10 protein-coding genes are annotated in these 14,493 nt (G+C 65.0%); 2 read left to right on the plus strand and 8 right to left on the minus strand.

Translation table 11 applies throughout. The annotated features are described in order from the left end of the window. Positions 1 to 196: 196 nt before the first annotated feature. Positions 197 to 1,465, plus strand: a complete 1,269-nt coding sequence (locus SH412_RS03810) for a transposase (RefSeq protein ID WP_336522185.1) — start codon at positions 197 to 199, stop codon at positions 1,463 to 1,465. 113 nt (positions 1,466 to 1,578) lie between these two features. On the opposite strand, the gene SH412_RS03815 is transcribed toward SH412_RS03810, so the two are convergent. From SH412_RS03815 to SH412_RS03830, 4 genes are all read right to left on the minus strand, one after another. Continuing rightward, positions 1,579 to 4,047 (minus strand): CehA/McbA family metallohydrolase, encoded by a 2,469-nt coding sequence (locus SH412_RS03815; RefSeq protein WP_336522186.1) that lies wholly within the window; start codon positions 4,045 to 4,047, stop codon positions 1,579 to 1,581. 3 nt (positions 4,048 to 4,050) lie between these two features. Next, positions 4,051 to 4,806 carry a hypothetical protein gene (locus SH412_RS03820; RefSeq protein WP_336522187.1) on the minus strand — a complete coding sequence of 252 codons (756 nt, stop codon included), beginning with the start codon at positions 4,804 to 4,806 and terminating at the stop codon, positions 4,051 to 4,053. 24 nt (positions 4,807 to 4,830) lie between these two features. Then, positions 4,831 to 5,829: a hypothetical protein gene (locus SH412_RS03825; RefSeq protein WP_336522188.1), complete on the minus strand. Its 999-nt coding sequence runs from the start codon at positions 5,827 to 5,829 to the stop codon at positions 4,831 to 4,833. A gap of 290 nt (positions 5,830 to 6,119) precedes the next feature. After that, positions 6,120 to 6,962, minus strand: coding sequence for a leucine-rich repeat domain-containing protein (locus SH412_RS03830; RefSeq protein ID WP_336522189.1), 843 nt, complete (start codon positions 6,960 to 6,962; stop codon positions 6,120 to 6,122). A gap of 563 nt (positions 6,963 to 7,525) precedes the next feature. On the opposite strand from SH412_RS03830, the gene SH412_RS03835 reads away from it, so the two are divergent. Further along, positions 7,526 to 9,793, plus strand: a complete 2,268-nt coding sequence (locus SH412_RS03835; RefSeq protein ID WP_336522190.1) for a transglutaminase family protein — start codon at positions 7,526 to 7,528, stop codon at positions 9,791 to 9,793. 279 nt (positions 9,794 to 10,072) lie between these two features. Here SH412_RS03835 and SH412_RS03840 read toward each other — a convergent pair whose 3' ends face one another. From SH412_RS03840 to hemW, 4 genes are all read right to left on the minus strand, one after another. Then, a complete protein-coding gene (locus SH412_RS03840) occupies positions 10,073 to 10,789 on the minus strand; it encodes a DUF1559 domain-containing protein (protein ID WP_336522191.1) in 717 nt (238 codons plus the stop codon). A gap of 251 nt (positions 10,790 to 11,040) precedes the next feature. Further along, complete coding sequence (locus tag SH412_RS03845) at positions 11,041 to 12,474, minus strand: IS1380 family transposase (protein WP_336519468.1); 1,434 nt, start codon at positions 12,472 to 12,474, stop codon at positions 11,041 to 11,043. 45 nt (positions 12,475 to 12,519) lie between these two features. Then, positions 12,520 to 12,789, minus strand: a complete 270-nt coding sequence (locus tag SH412_RS03850; protein WP_336522192.1) for a hypothetical protein — start codon at positions 12,787 to 12,789, stop codon at positions 12,520 to 12,522. Positions 12,790 to 13,303: 514 nt separating this feature from the next. Next, on the minus strand, positions 13,304 to 14,452 hold the full coding sequence (gene hemW / locus SH412_RS03855) for a radical SAM family heme chaperone HemW (protein ID WP_336522193.1): 1,149 nt from the start codon (positions 14,450 to 14,452) through the stop codon (positions 13,304 to 13,306). Positions 14,453 to 14,493: the final 41 nt, after the last annotated feature.

The raw sequence follows: 14,493 nt of genomic DNA on the forward strand, positions 1-14,493 counted from the left end.
TGCCCGATCTGCGACCCCGGAGGGGGCGCAGTGTGTAGCCGGGGGTTGAGGAGCTTTGCTCTGACACCCCCGGAACGCGGCCCGCTGCGACGCACCGACACGCTGCTGGTAGGCAGGGCTTCCAAAGTGTCCGGATTCGTTCTGAGTTTCCCCGGTGACAATGGAAGCGGCACTGGCGGAGGCGGCAAGGAGGTTGTTGGATTCGGACTTTCGGGCGTTTGTGGAGCAGCGGCCATTTTGTGTGATGGTGCGAGCGACGCTGGAACGCATGTTGGCGGCCAAGACCATCGATGCGATCTTTCGTGAACATGCACAGCGTCAGTACGAACGGGACTTGTTGTTCTCGTCCGTGGTCGAGGTGATGGCCCAGGTGGTGCTGCAGGTCGAACCGACGGTGCTCGCCGCGTATCGCGAAGCGGCGGATGCGCTCGCGGCGCTCCAGACGCGCCCGCGGGCCTGGGTGGCGAAGCGGAACGTGAAAGTGCTGGACGGCAGCCTGTTCTCCGCAACCCGGCGCCGCATCGGCGAACTCCGCACCATGTGGGATGCGCCGCTTCCCGGCCGCGCGCTGGTCGTCCGGGAGCAACGACGACGACTGGTGTGCGACGTGTTTCTCAACGAGGACGGCCATGCGTCCGAACGGACGTTGTTGCCTGAAGTGCTGGCCACCGTTCCGCCGAAGGATGTGTGGATCGCGGACCGCCACTTCTGCACGATCAACTTCCTGTGCGGGATCTGGGACGTTCAGGCGAGATTCGTCATCCGGCAGCATGGCAGCTTGAAGGGCCGGGCCGCCGGTTCGCTGCGGAAATGCGGCAAGGACAGCCGCGGACAACCGGTCTTCGAGCAACCGCTGGAGATCACCGACAATCGAGGCCAGACGCGCACGGTCCGCCGCATCACGGTCAACCTCCACGAGCCGACACGCGACGGAGACCGGGAACTGCACATTCTCACGAACATGACCTCCGGCGAAACCTCGGCCGGGAAAATCGCCGACCTGTACGCCGGCCGCTGGACCATCGAATTCGTGTTCCTGGAGATGCAGCCGACGCTGGCCTGCGAGATCAACTCGCTGAGCGATCCCAGGGCGGCGCTGTTCGCCTTCTGCATCGCGCTGATGATCACCAACGCAGTGTCGAAGCTCAAGGAATCGCTGCGAGCCGTCCATGGCGTCAATACCATCGACGAAGAAGTGTCGCCTTACGATCTGTCCCCGGAAATTCAAAAGACCTGCGACGGTATGATGGTCCAGATCCCGGCTCCGCACTGGAACGTCTTTACGAGCATGAGCATCGCTCAGTTCGCGGAACAACGGCTGGAACTGGCCCGCAAACTCGACCTCTCTCGCGATCCCAGATCCAAACGCGGCCCGCAGAAGCCGCCACCGGACCGCGACAGCGACCACAACGGCGGACATGTCTCGACGTTCAGAGTCCTCGCCCGGACGAATGCCAAAACATAACACCTTGGAAGCTCTGCCCCGCAGGGGTCGAACTGGTTCGAGGTCATCCGGATCTGCGACCCGCTCCGGGGTCAAAACGGCTGGTGGCCGGGGCTGGAGCGTCTTCCCCAATTCTACGAACCACCCGGACTCTCCTCCGCCAGCCCCCGAAACCGTCGGATCGTCCGTTCGAAGGCTTCGCGGGCGGCCTCGCGTTCGGCCGGCGCGATGGCCCGCTCCCGGTTCTGCCAGAGGACTTCGGTCATCTCCGCACACCATTGGGCGCTCCGCCGCGAGGCCCGGACCGGTTCGTCTTTGACAAGCACCGTCACCGGATTGGTGTGCAGTTGGGGAAACGACCGCAGGGCCACCCAGCAGCTCCCGTCGATCGGCAGTTCGAACGCCAGGTCGTGCGACCGACCATCCGCAGGGACTTCCCACGACTTCCGCGCCACGCCGTTGACCACCAGATCGACCGTCCGTTGTCCGCCGCGGACCATCCCGTTCTCCCGCGCCGCGTGCAGGATCCGCGTGTCGCCGGCGACGCGCCGGCCGGCGGAGGCTTCGCTCGTGCCGTGCGCCACGCCAATTGGCGTTTCCGCCGCGAAGGTGACCGTTGCTCGAACAGGAATGGTTCCCGGTTCATTCAACCGAACCGGCTCGGGCCCCGGCGACTGACCGCCAACGTGGAACTGCAGGGCATGTGCATAGCCGTCGGACACATACGACCGGCCTTCCGCCAGCCCGCGGCACCAGTCGGCGAAGTCGATCCGCTCGGCGGCGCCCAGATGCACGTAGACCCGCCCCTGCCCGACCTGCAGGCTGCTCATGCAGGGGAAGTCGGTCTCGCCGCTGACTTTGAGCGGAAAACCGCAATTGAGCAGGTGATACCACGTGTTCCATTCCTGGATCCGTTCCGTATCCATCGCGCTGATGAAATCGCAGACACCCTCCGACGCCGCAACGCAGATCTCCATCGCACCGACGCCGTTCATTTCGGGAATCGCATAATTCGGCAACTCGAGAGACGCCCGCGTCAGACTCCGTTCCAGTTCGGCAACGCTCAATCGACCGTCGCCATCAGCATCGACCTTCGCGACGTCCTCGGACAGCACGCCGACCGAGGCTTCCTCGACTGACAGCGACTGGTCGCCATTCCGGTCGCGGACGCGAACCAGCCGCTGGGCCTCGTTGGCCGGGTTAATCGCCAGGCCGCTGGCGGAGTGGGCGTAGCCGGTCACCCCACCCTGCTCCTTGGCCCAGCGCATGACGGGTGTCGTCCAGGTGGGCCAGCCCTTCGTCGCGGTGCCGTCGGAGCCGGGATACTCCTGGTTCTGGAGATTCAGCAGGCAGACGTGCCCCAGCGCCTGCGAACCGAAGCCGCTGATTTCCAGGTCGTACTTGAGAACCGTCTGCGGCTCGCTGAGACCGTGCACGACCGGCCCGAAGAACCGCCGCTGCACGTCGAAGCACGGCCCCCACGTCAGCACGCAGCCGACGTTGAGCCCCTCGCCCTTCACCTGCCGAAACATATCGGCCGGCGTAACCCCCTCGGTCGGCGACGTGTAATGCGAACACCCCGCCGCATGAATGTGATGGTCGCCGCCGAAGAAGCCCGCGGCGGCCGGATCGACCCAGCGGACCAGCGCGAACGACCATTGTGCCTCCCCGTCTGCAGGGACCGCCAACTCCTGCGACTGCCGGACGTACTCCGGACCACGACCGCTCTCGACGACGTATTGGCCGGGCGGCAGCAGGACGGTTTCGCCGTCGTGACGATAGATCTGCGGCTCGAAAAACAGATCGGGCGCCACCCGCCGCGCCTGCGGCGGATAGACCCGCCCCCGGGCGTCGCGAATGGTCAGCCGGGCGGTGCTCGGCAGATTCCGTTCATCCCGCACCTGCAGCCGAACGACATGCGCCGGCTGAACATTGACGGTCAGCTCGGTTTCAGCCCATCGCCGAACCTGGCCGTCGTCATCGGCGACGCCCCAACGAAGCACGATGGGATGCCGTCCCGGAGTGTCCGCGGCCATCAGCAGGACGACGTACTCGACGGCCAGCCCGCTCAAGTTCCGGATCTGCGGCGGTTGTCCATACGGTTCGAGATGCAGAAAGCGCCCGGCGACGTCCGGCGTCTGCTTGTCATCCTTGAACTGCTCCTGCTGCTGACGCACCATCGACAGGTCCGCCTGCCCCCGAAACGCCAGACCAGCCTGCGGACTCTGGACTTCCCAGCGGCCGGTCGATTCCGCAGGATTGAGCACCTTGATCAGAACCGGCACGTATCCATGCTGCTGAAGCGAAACAGCGTGGTTCTCCGCGCGCAGAGCCGGACCGGACGCTACGACGGTGCCGACCGCCGCAACGTGTGGATCCAGGATGGTCTGCAGTCGCGAGGCATTTCCCTCGCGCATTGCCATCCGCAGTTCCTCGATGACAGCATCGTCGAAGGGCGTTCCCAGAGACTCGAACGTCTCGATCAGTCGGCGAATCTGCGATCCCAGAGGCTGAGCGTCGACATCACGCAAGGAGATTTCTCGGGCTGAGGCCGTCCCGAGAAACAGCAGTCCCACAACGACGACTCGCAGACTTCCAGGCATCAATTACCGCCACATCAACAGGGCCAGGGCCAGCAGCAGGTCGATCAGAAAGCGATACCGCCACACAAACAGCCACACCAGCGGCGACTTGCACGCCGCGGCCATCGACAGCACCAGATACAGATTCGCCGCAAACAGAAACGCAAAGTGGACCGCAATGCTGCACGGCACCGCCAGCAGCAATTGCCCGAGCTGAAATTCGCGAGTGATCTTCAGCGCCGCCAGGTGCCCCAGCCCCGCCGCCGCCCCGAAATGCACCAGCCACCAGCCGCTGACCAGCACGTTCAGGGGCGGAGTGAACCGCGGCACGCGCACCGCCATGGCCAGCGCCAGCGGGATATACAGCCGCGGGCGCGACTCCTTCACCGTCGCCGGTCGGTTCGACAGCGAAAACGTGCGCTGGTGATCTCCCTCCAGCGCCGCGCTCGCCAGCCGGGCCACCAGGATCGCCAGCCAGCCCGCTCCACCGATGGTCAGCAGGCCAACCACAAACCCCAGACGCATGCCGATCACCGCGGCAAACGCCGCCAGGGGCGCGATGAACCCGATAAAGAACGCCGCCAGCAATCCCAGCACGGCTTCAATCGAAACCTTCGCCGCCGGAGACTGCAGCTCGCGAAGCGTCTCCAGCGGCGGCTCGTCGGCATCGGCATCGGCATCGGCGAATTCGTCGTCCGGCTCGCCGGCGAACTCCTCCATCCCCTCAACAGCGAGAGGCGGGCGGCGGCCGGACGTCCATTCGTGCTCGATTGACGACACGCTCCAGGTCCCCTGCAGGAAACGCTACTTCGTCAGCTTCCAGCCCCCGGCGTCGACCGTGAGCTCCCTGGCCCCTTTGTACTGATCGTAAACCCGTTGCATCTCTGCGACGCTGTCGAAGTACCCCACGATGAACGCCGCGCTGAATGATTCGCCCGCTTTGATCGGCCGGCCGCCAAACTCCTCGATCATGCAGACATAGCCCCGCTGGTGACACCACGCTTCCGAGACGACATCCGGATCGAGCGTCATCCCCGCCAGCCACGGCCCTTCCTCGCCAGTCTTCGCATCCCGAATGTGATACGCCCGGATGAACCGCTCCGGAACCGCTTTGCCGCGCACGTAGCCGAACCGCTGGTCGGGAGCAAAGTTCTTGACGAACTCGCGCGACGGAATCGTCCCCAGATAACTCAGGTAGATTTCCGAAAACGAATCCCCCTGCTTGTGCTGAATATGCCCCGGCATATCGACCCGCAGGAACATCGCGTCGCTGCTGTTGACCGCGTCGATCCGCTGCATCGAGATGAAGTACCGCGCATTCTGCGGAAAGACCATCACCTGAGTCCACTTCGAACCCGTCTTCTTGCCGGGCGCCGCGGTCCGATAGCGGAAGGACTGCCGGATCGCCACAAAATCCGGCCCCCGCACCACCTCGGGCTCCAGCTTCCCGGCCTGCGTGCAGATCTGCGGCCCTTCGATGGTCCGCTTGGGCGTGTTGCCGTGATACGGATTGCCGAACCGGTAAATCAGCTCGTGCTCCAGCTTGTCGCGATAGGCCTCGTCGCTGCCCGGCTCCATGATCCAGTCGGCGATGTCCAGCCCGTATCCCAGATCCCGCTCGCCCGTTTTCTTGTCGAGAAACGTCTGCCGGTAGACTCCGGTGACGTACCCCCGCTTCCGGATCGCCGCTTCGAGAGCGTCCGTCTCGATCCGGATCTCATCCTCGGTCTCGGTGACTTTGATCTCGGCCTGCACGTTCGCAGCCGCCATCGCCAGACACGCCGCCGCCATCCACCGCACCATGAATCCATTCCTCCGCCGAAGCCTGCCGTGGCCATGACCACCGGGAACTCAAGAGGAATGCAGTCTACCCCGCCGGCTTCGCCATCGGCTACAGGGGACCGCGGGAACCACGGCCATTTCTCGCGGTAACCGAAGCCACGAGGCGAAGCCTCGTAAACGCAGCGATCCCAGGCAAAGCCTGGGATCGAAGAGAATCAACGAAAATCGTACCCGCCATCCGGCACGCGGAAGCGTGCCCTACGGCCTTCTCTTCACTAGCCACTAACCACCAGCCACTAACCACTTCTTCCTCAATTATGCACCCTCACGCCGATCTTCTTCAGCTCCTCGACCTGCCCCTTCGAGGCGTCGCTCAGCGGGTTCCCGGTGAGGTAGAGATTCCAGTACGGAGCGAACCGCTTGTCCCCGGCGGCGTCCTTCTTCGCCATCTCGACCAGCGGGGCGATGTCGGCGATCTGGTTCCGTTCCAGGAACGTCCAGCGCAGCTCGGTCAGGCTCGACAGCGGCGCGATATCCTTCACCTGGTTGTCCTTCAAGTCGATCCGCTCCAGCCACTTCACCGTCTTCAGCGGCGAAACGTCCGAGACCTTGTTCTTCTCGGCGTAGACCGCGGCGAGCTTCGGCAGCTCGGCCACCGGGGCCAGCGATTCGATCTGGTTCCGGCTCACGTACAGCGCATTGAGCGCCTTCAGCGATGCAACCGCGTCGAGGCTCTTGATCTGGTTGTCTTCGAGCTGCAGGTACTGCAGCTTCGTCAGCTTGGCCAGCGGGCCGATGTCCCCGATCTGGTTCTTCGCCAGGTCCAGCGACTGAATGTTGACGCATTCCTGCAGCGGCGCGACGTCCTTGATCTGATTGCCGGTCAACCGGACCTGCGCCAGGTTCCGGCACTTCTCCAGGCCCGCCAGGTTCGCGATCCCCTTGTTCGGGGCTTCGAGGAAGTAAATGTTGACCAGATCTTCCTCGGCGATCTTCTTCGCCTTGTCCGTCTTGTCGATCGACTTCTTCTTGAGGATCTCGCGAATCACCGTATCCAGCTTCTCGTCCGGGAACTCCACGTCCGCGGCCTGCGTCGTCGCCGTCCATGTGGCCACCAAACCCAGCAGCAGTCCCGTCCAACCCCAGCGCAGCATGACGTCGATCCTCTCAGTAGTCCCGGCACGGGCAGGCGCACCACGATCGATGCCTCCCCGAATGAGTCACCCTACTCTACCCCGGCGGCAACCCCGGTCACAAGACAACGAATCAAAGTCGCAACATGCGTCGGAGGCCCCGTTCCTCCCGAAATCTCCCACCGCCGAGAACACTCTTTGATGGGCGGTCAAAGGTCCAGCGCGCGTCGGACTTCGACTTCGCGCTGTAATGTCTTGAGCCCCGAACGGGGCGACGGGCTGTAGCCACGGGTGAAACGAAGTCCGCCGTCAGGCGGACGGAGTGCAACCCGTGGGCGACAACGCCCTCCGTGTGGAACCGCCCCGGGAGGGGCGGAGGAATGACGGCTGACAGGGAAAACGGCGACCCAACCTCCCCCTCCCTGACAAAATCCGGTTTTGCCATCCACCCCCCTTCCGACTACGATGAACTTGTCTTCACAGGCCGCGTTCTGAATTTCTCGGTGTCCAGACTCGTTTCGGATTTCGAGTTTCGAATTTCGGATTTTCAGCGAAGCGGCATTGGTTCGTCGAAAGGAGCCGGCATGCGTCGAGCGGACTGGACTGTCGTGGTGATCGCCACCGGATGGCTGACCACCGGCCTGATGCTCGGAGCAACCGCCGCCGATCCACCCCCCGCCTCGGCTCTGCTCCCCGCCAATCGCAACACCACCTTTCGCAGCGTCGCGGAGCTGGCCGCCGAAGCCCGTAAGTCGGTCGTGGTCATCGAATTCCAGGGCCGCGACGGCGACCGCCAGGGACTCGGCTCCGGGGTGATCATCGACGAGGCCGGCCTGGTCGCCACCAATCTGCACGTGATCGGCGAAGCCCGTCCAATCCTCGTCCGCCTGCACGACGGCCGGCAGCTCGAAGTCAAAGCCATCTACGCCACCGAACGCGATCAGGACCTGGCCATCCTGCAGATCGACGCCGCCGGCCTCCCCGCCCTCCCCCTCGGCAACTCCGACTCACTCGTCGACGGCCAGCAGGTCGTGGCCATCGGCAACCCGCTCGGGCTGGAACGCAGCGTCGTCAGCGGCGTCCTCTCCGGTCGCCGTGACGTCGACGGCCGCGAAATGCTCCAGCTCGCCATCCCCATCGAACGTGGCAACAGTGGCGGTCCGCTGCTCGACATGGACGGCCGCGTCCACGGACTCCTGACCCTCAAATCCCAGCAGACCGACAACCTCGGCTTCGCCGTTCCGTCCAAAGCGATCCTGCCCCTTCTGAAGCAGCCCAACCCCATCCCGATGGATCGCTGGCTGACCATCGGCGTCCTCGATCCCGTAGACTGGACCGTCCTGCCCGGCGGGCGCTGGCGGCAGCGGGCCGGACGGATTGTCGGCGAAGGCCGCGGCGCAGGAATCGGAGCCCGGGCCATGTGCCTGTCGACCGAGCCGACTCCGGAACTGCCGTACGAAGTCGCCGTCACGGTCCGCTATGAGCCCGCTGAAGGAGCGGCAGGACTGGTCTTTCTGAGTGACGGCGGCGACCGGCACTACGGATTCTATCCCAGCAACGGCGAGCTCCGGCTCTCGCGCTTCGACGGTCCCGACGTCTACGCCTGGACCGTCCTGCAGCAAATCCGCTCGCCCCACCTGAAGAAGGCCGGCTGGAACACGCTCAAAGTCCGTCTCGAACAGGGCCGGATCGCCTGTTACGTCAACGATCACCTGGTGATCGAATCGGCCGACGCCGCCTTCACCCGCGGACGGGCCGGCCTCTGCAAGTTCCGCCAGACCGAAGCCGAGTTCAAAGGCTTTCGCATCGCCGCCGAAATCCCGCTGAGCCACCCGACCGGCGAAGTCGCCGGGCGCGTGCAGACCGCCATGACCGAATGGCTCGACGGCGACCGGCAGCAGGGCATGAAAGTCGTCCAGCGCCTCGCAAACGAACCCGCCACCAGCCTGATCCTGCTCCAGGACGAGGCCGAGCGGCTCGAACAGCGGGCGGAGAAACTCCGCCGGCTGGCCACCGACGTCCATCATCAGCAGACTCTGAACGAGATCTCGCGGATCGTCGAAGCGGAACCGGGCAAACTGGATCTGCTGCGGGCGGCGCTCCTCATCGCCCGGCTCGACAACCCGGAGCTCGACGTCGATGACTACGTGCAGTCGGTCGACCGCATGGCCGCCAGGATCGGCCGCGACTGGTCCGACGCCACCCCGGCCCCCGAACGCCTGGCAGGCCTCAACCGCTACCTGTTCGCCGAGCAGGGCTACCACGGCAGCCGGATGGACTACCACAACCGCTCGAACAGCTACCTCAACGAGGTGATCGACGACCGCGAAGGCATGCCGATCACGCTGGCGGTCCTCTACATGGAACTGGCCCGCCGGCTGAACCTGCCCGTCGTCGGCGTCGGCCTGCCCGGCCACTTCGTCGTCCGCCACGAACCGGCGAACGATCCGCAGCAGCTCATCGACGTCTTCGAACGGGGCAAGCTGCTGTCGCGCGACGAAGCGATCCAGCGCGTGCGGGAATACTCCGGCGCTCCGTGGGAAGACCGATACCTCGAAGCCATGCCCCCGAAAGCGATCCTGATCCGGATGCTGCGCAACCTGTTCAACACCGCCCGGGAGGAGGAAAACTCCGAGCGGATGTATCGCTACACGGATGCGGTCCTGGCGATCTCGCCCGATTCCGAACAGGACCGCTTCTTCCGGGCGGTGCTGGCCTACCAGACCCAGCGGCTGGCGCAATCCCGCCAGGACGTCAACTGGCTCCTGCAGCACCCGCTGGAAAATGTCAGCGCCGCCGCCATCGAAGACCTCGCCCGCGCGCTTTCAAGGGCGGAGGGAACGAGCGAGTAACGAGCAGCGAACAGGGAATCGCGAGCCACTAACAGCCGGACAAGAGCGGCTGATCGCGAATCGCCGATCGCGGTACGTACGGTGGACGTCCTCGTCCGCCGCGTAGGCCCGGGCGCGCCCGGGCCGTCTTATCTCGTTCCCAGGCTCCGCCTGGGAATGCCTCTTCAGACGCTCCGCGTCCTCTTCTCCCTCTCCACTACCCACGACCCACCCCAACGGCCCGCTGTGGCTGCGCCACTTGAGGTCGCGACCAATTCGACATTCGACATCCCCGCCCCCTCACCAATCCTCCCCCGGATCGTCCCCGCCATCGGCGGTCAGCAGAGCATTGAGGACCGCCGGATCGGTCTTCTGCGAAAGGAACCGGACCGCCCCATCGCCGAAAAGTACGTGCACGCCCCCCGTATGATAACCCGACATCAGCCCCGGCGAATCGGTCCTGCCGTGCCCCTTCAGATCAATCCCGATCGGTCCCCGCGTCACATCGAAGTCGCGCGGCTCTGTCCACGGGATCTCGAGCCCGCAGGCTTCGACGACCATCAGCGTGCTGGAAGTTCCGTCAGTGATCTCTGCGAACTGGAGTGATTCCGTTCTTCTCAGGACCGTCTCTGGACCGATCGGCGCCACGTAGGACGCGAAATACCGTCCGGCCTCATCGTGCTGGCGCTCGACGGCCGGGCAGAGCATTGGATAGACCCTCGTCGTCAGGACATCAGTATTGGGGGCTTCATCCCAGCGCCGCGCGGGATCATAGGCTTTGAACAGCGGTCCTTGATCGACGTACGGCAGGATCGCCACCCGCCAGCTCATCGGCGGGTCGCCGCCAGCAGTCGCGGGAAAGCCGTCATAAGTCTCTGAGTAGTTATGGAGCGCCAGACCAATATGCTTGAGATTGTTCCGACACTGGACTCTTCGCGCAACCCAGACCGGTGTGGAAACGGCGAGATGGCTGCGGGTCAGAAACAACACCGCCAGCCCGATGGCGATCGAACACACAAGTGAGCCCCGCAACCTGTCACCCGCCGGACGCTGCCGAACGTCCAGCCATGCGAGCGACAGCGCACCCGCAGCGACAAAGATCAGCGGTACAATTAGCCCGCATTATTCATCACCCGGTTCGTCGCAGCGGTCTGAGAGCAAGTGGCCGTTGAACGGTGATCTGCGCCGGGCGGTGCGCGGAAGGCCCCCCTCCCCGGGGACGTTGAATGGTGATGTCGGGTCCGTGGCGGCGCGACGGAGGAGGCCAGTCAGGAGGTGCGCGGCCAAGCCAGCACCGCCTGCGAGATCCGGCGGTACTCTTCCGCATACGGCCAGCTCGCGCTCAACTTCACGACCACCCGGCGGGCGCTGACCGTAATCTCCGCCGCCGCCTTGATCAGATGCTGACGCCATGTCGTAGCGAACCCCTCGCCCAGCGGATCCTCGCGACGACGACGATTGAACCAGCCTCGCCGCTGCCGGTCGGCGAACGCTTCCACCGGGATCTCTCCGCTCGGATCGATCGTGGGGAGCGGGCGCGCGGTCGCCCGCCGCAGACGCACGAGCAGGTTCAACGCCGCTGTGTGCAGGTGCAGCCGGAAGAAGTTTGCGAGGAAGCGGTGATCGCTGAGCCGATCCGCCGCCAGCTCCCGCTTCAGCTCCTTGTTCCGGTTCTCGCTCTCGCCCCGCTCGGCGTACTCGTCGTAAACGGCCGCCGGGTTGACGGTCCAGCCGGGCCGGTTGGTCGACACGGCCCGGCGGTTGGTCCCCTGTTCGTGGACTTCGCACTTGACGACGACCTGCCGCGGCTGCGGCCACGCATCGGCCTGGTACTCCAGCGCCAGGAACAGCCGCTGCTTTTCGCCGGTCTCGTCGAACTGCTGCTGGGCCTGCGCCAGCAGGGCGTCGCTGGCGGCTTTCAGGCGGGCATTCATCGCCAAGCCGAAGGTGTGCGTCAGCCCCAGTTCGGCGCAGACGTCGTACATCAGCGGCACGCCGAAGCCGCTGTCGCCGCGGACGACGATCTCCACGTCCGGGAATCGCTCGCGGATGCGGCGGGCGAGATACCGCAGGTCGTCGTCCGCTCCGAGGAACGCCGCGCAGGTGCCGTGACGCAGCCCGACCAGCGCGACCGTGTCCGTCTCGGCGCAGGTGATGGCGATCGGCAGGTACTGGTACTGCTCGTAGTAGCCGTGAAAGGCGATCAACTGCTGCCGGCCGTGTGCGGGATCGTCGAAGGCGTCGATGTCGAGCGTGATGCGGGACGGGGGCGCGGCGAAGGCGTCGAGGAACTGATCGCACAGGACGTCCCGCAGACGTTTGAGGTCGGCGATCGTGACGGCGTTTTCGAACCGCGAGAGCGTCGGCTGGCTGGCCAGATCGCGCCCGTCCGGCTGGCGATCGCAGACCAGCTTGAAGGCGGGGTCGCTGCGCAGCGCATCGTGGTCGTTCTGGTCCTCGTAGTCGGCCAGGATGCCGTAGATCCGCTGCCGGACCAGCGACCGATTCGAATGCCGGACATCCCCGGTTCGGGCGTCGGTCAGCGCGTCGGCGAAGCGCTGCGTCAGACAAATCGCCTCATCGAACTGGCGGATCGGCAAGAGCCCGGCGTCGCCGGTGAGCTGCGCCCGGGAGACTTCGATTTCGATCGGTTTTCGGGGGAGGAAATCGAGGACAAACGGCAGCACACCCTGTAAACTCATGCCCGGCCTCCTTGTGGCGTTGAAGTGCTGATCTGACAACACCTTCTACGCCGCGGGAGGCCTTTGCATTGGAGCGCCGTGAATAATTCGGGTTAGAGTTGGCGCCCAGCGTGGGACGTACTCAGCGGTTTGAAATCCGCCATCGCCAATCCAGGCGACAATCAACACCAGCGACCAGAAGCTCAGCAGAAACGGCCGGACCTTCCGCAGTTTCCACCGCCACTGAATCGCATAGCCAGCACAGACCAGTACCAGCAGGATCAGCACGATCCAGTTCGCGGATTCCGTATCGACGGGTGGAAATCCCTGTTCCATGATGTCAGTTCCGGTCACCATGCTCTACGGCAGAAACGCCAGCCTGTACAGTATCGCGCGGAACAGCCGGAAGTCTGCGCGAAAACCGGCCCCGGCGAAGTTGATGGGCAGGGTCCACCCTGCAAAGGGGGAAGTCGGGAATTGGTGTCCACGGGCGTCAATCGTCGTGAGCCTCTGAGCCCCGAAGGGGCGCCAGGCTGTAGCCACGGGTGAAGCGCAGTCTGCCATCAGGCAGACGGAGCGAAACCCGTGGTCTCGGTCACACCCCGACGCCGAGCCCCGGAGGGGCGACGGAAGCGCAAACGAAGCAATCGTGCGATGGCCACGACTCTTTTGCCCGTTCGGGGCTCTTGAAGATGTCGCGACTTCTCCCACGGGCTGCGCTCCACCCGTGGCTACAGCCCGACGCCCCTCCCGGGGCTGAAATCCTCTCGAAGATGGTGGGCACAGCCCACCCTACGAAGAGCCGCTCCGCTTCTCCTCCGGCTTTCCGCTCTCCGCCTTGAGCTTTCCGCTACCCCAAAAAATCCGCCATCACATGATCCGCCAGAAACCGTCCCGCGCGCGTCAGCCGGATCGTCTGGCCGTCGTCTTCCAGGTTGCCGGCCTGCGTGTGATGCAGGATCGCCGGGCCCGCCAGGCGGTCAAGCGAGAAGCCCGTTCTCTCGCGAAAATCGGTCCGGTCGATGCCGCGGACCCGGCGGAGATTGAGAAAAATCAGCTCGCGGGCGCGGGCTTCGGGAGCGAGCTCTTCCGCTTCCGCGACCGGCGATTCCCCCCGCTCCAGCCGGGCCAGCCAGCCCAGCACGCTGCGGATGTTTGTCTCGCGGGCCCCCTCCAGATAACGCGCCGCTCCCGGCCCGACCGCTTCATAACTGTCCCCCGACCAGTAAATCTGGTTGTGCCGGCAGGCAAATCCGGGTTTCGCGAAGCTGGAAATTTCGTACTGGGCGTAACCCGCCGCTTCGAGTGTCTCCATCGCGACGTCGTACATCGCCCGTTCGAGCTCTTCGTCGACCGGCTCCAGCTCGCCGCGCCGCCGGCGGGTTTCGAAGGCGGTGTTCGCTTCGAACGTCAGTCCGTAGGTCGAGACGTGCGACACCCCCAGCGACGTCGCCCGCTGCAGCGTCTCCTCCCACGACTCCAGCGACTGGCCGGGAACGCCGAAGATCAGATCGAGCGACACGTTCTCCCAGCCCGGCGTGATCCGGCGGACGATTTCCGCCAGCTCCTCGGGAGCGTGGTCCCGTTCGAGGAGGGCTAGGGCGCGGGCATCGAACGACTGGCCGCCCAGACTCAGGCGATTCATGCCCGACCGCCGGAGGACGTCCAGCCGTTCGTCGGTCAGATCGCGCGGGTTGGCTTCGACGCAAACCTCGGCCCCCTCCGCCAGGCGAAATCGGCTCAGGACGATCTGGAACAGCCGGGTCAGCTCCTTCGGCGGCAGATGCGTCGGCGTGCCGCCGCCGAAGAACAGGGTGTCGAGCTCGGGGCGTTCGTCTTCGCGGACGGGGACATGCCCCAGCAGATCCAGCTCGCGCGCCAGCCCCTTGAGGTAATCGCCGATCAGGTCATCCCGCCCGGCGATCAGCGTAAAGTCGCAGTAACCGCACCGATGCCGACAGAACGGAACATGCACATAGAGGGAACGGAAGTCGGACATACGCTCCCCCGTAGGGCCGGCTGTGCCGGCCGCCACCGTAC

The organism is Planctellipticum variicoloris (genome assembly GCF_030622045.1).
In the GTDB taxonomy this organism is placed as follows: Bacteria; Planctomycetota; Planctomycetia; order Planctomycetales; family Planctomycetaceae; genus Planctellipticum; species Planctellipticum variicoloris.

What these genes read in the sequence shown, in the direction of transcription:
- SH412_RS03830 (WP_336522189.1), bottom strand. Translation starts at nt 6,962, where the DNA reads ATGCTGCGCTGGGGTTGGACGGGACTGCTGCTGGGTTTGGTGGCCACA.
- SH412_RS03850 (WP_336522192.1), bottom strand. Translation starts at nt 12,789, where the DNA reads ATGGAACAGGGATTTCCACCCGTCGATACGGAATCCGCGAACTGGATC.
- SH412_RS03825 (WP_336522188.1), bottom strand. Translation starts at nt 5,829, where the DNA reads ATGGTGCGGTGGATGGCGGCGGCGTGTCTGGCGATGGCGGCTGCGAAC.
- SH412_RS03835 (WP_336522190.1), top strand. Translation starts at nt 7,526, where the DNA reads ATGCGTCGAGCGGACTGGACTGTCGTGGTGATCGCCACCGGATGGCTG.
- SH412_RS03845 (WP_336519468.1), bottom strand. Translation starts at nt 12,474, where the DNA reads ATGAGTTTACAGGGTGTGCTGCCGTTTGTCCTCGATTTCCTCCCCCGA.
- SH412_RS03815 (WP_336522186.1), bottom strand. Translation starts at nt 4,047, where the DNA reads ATGCCTGGAAGTCTGCGAGTCGTCGTTGTGGGACTGCTGTTTCTCGGG.
- hemW (WP_336522193.1), bottom strand. Translation starts at nt 14,452, where the DNA reads ATGTCCGACTTCCGTTCCCTCTATGTGCATGTTCCGTTCTGTCGGCAT.